The organism is Herbaspirillum lusitanum P6-12 (genome assembly GCF_000256565.1).
GTDB lineage: Bacteria > Pseudomonadota > Gammaproteobacteria > Burkholderiales > Burkholderiaceae_D > Herbaspirillum > Herbaspirillum lusitanum.
On the sequence record NZ_AJHH01000524.1, the window covers coordinates 1 to 1,276 of the forward strand.

The 1,276-nt window shown below is 65.7% G+C and carries 1 protein-coding gene; it reads left to right on the forward strand.

Annotated elements, in window-relative coordinates:
- Nucleotides 1-1,276, forward strand: a 1,276-nt coding sequence (locus HLUSI_RS29275; RefSeq protein WP_040503609.1) for a beta strand repeat-containing protein, incomplete at both ends; no start/stop codon positions are given.

Below are 1,276 nucleotides of genomic sequence, written 5' to 3' on the forward strand. Positions count from 1 at the left end.
GGCGGTGCTGACGCCGCTGACGCTAACGAACCAGCTGGCCTTGTCGGACGTCAGCGTCCTCACCAATACCGGATCGATCACCGTGATGAGCGTGGTCAATTGGGCCAACTCCAGCGAGCTGACGCTGTCGGCCGCCACCGGCATCGCGATCAATGCGCAGATGAGCAACAACGGCGGCGGCAAATTGGCGCTGTATACGATCGGCGGCGACATTACCCAGACCGCGTCGATCTCCGTGCCGACGCTGGCGGCGATCGCCAATAGCGGCAGCGTGACCTTGACCCATAACGGCAACACCGTCGGCACCCTGGCCGGTGCCGGCGCTACCGGCTTTTCCTACCACGATGCCGATGCGCTGACGATCGGCACGGTGTCGGGCGGCGTGATCACGACCCAGAGCGGCATCACCTCCAGCAGCGGCGACATCAACATCGCGACCGGCGTCGGCGGCGTCAGCGGCGGCCTTGCCATTGACGGGCCGCTGTCGGCGCCGTCGGGTGTCCTCAATTTGCGTGAATACATGGGCGATATCACCCAGAGCGCCCGGCTGAGCGCGCCGGCGGCGGTGATCATTGCCGACCAGGGCGCGGTCACGCTCAACAATACGTCCAACTCGGTGGCGGAACTGTCCGGTTACAGCAATGGGCCGTCGGGTTTCAGTTTCGTCAATGCCGGCGCCCTCACGGCCGGCACGGTCGCCGGCTCGAATGGCTTGGTCAGTTTCGGCGCCGCGCCTGTGAGCCTGACGGCGCTGACCGGCGACCTGACGATCGCGGACACGACTTACGGCGTCATGGCGGGATCCTCCGGCACCTCGGCGTTGTCGTTGAACGCGAGCAACGGACAGGTGCTCGGCAGCGGCATCGTCAAGGGCGGCAATGTCACGATCAACTCTGCCACCGGCATTAGCCTGGCCGGCGCGCAAAACCAGATCGGCACGCTGAACGCCAGCGTCACCGGCAGCGGCGACGTCACCCTGGTCAACAACAAGGCCTTGTCGATTGCCTCGGTCAGCACCGGCGCGGCCAATGCCGCGATCAATATCTCCACCACTGCCGGGGCCGCCTTCGGCATCGAAGTGGCCGGAGCAATCAGCACCGGCAGCACTGGCTCGGTCACGCTCAACGCAGGCGGCAGCGGGGCGATTACCCGCGTCGGCAGCGGGAGCGTCATCAGGACCAACACCCTAAACCTGCAAAACACCAGCAGCGGCGCCATCGGCACATTGGGCTCGTCATTGCTGACCGCTGCCGTCGGCGGCGGCAACACCAATTTG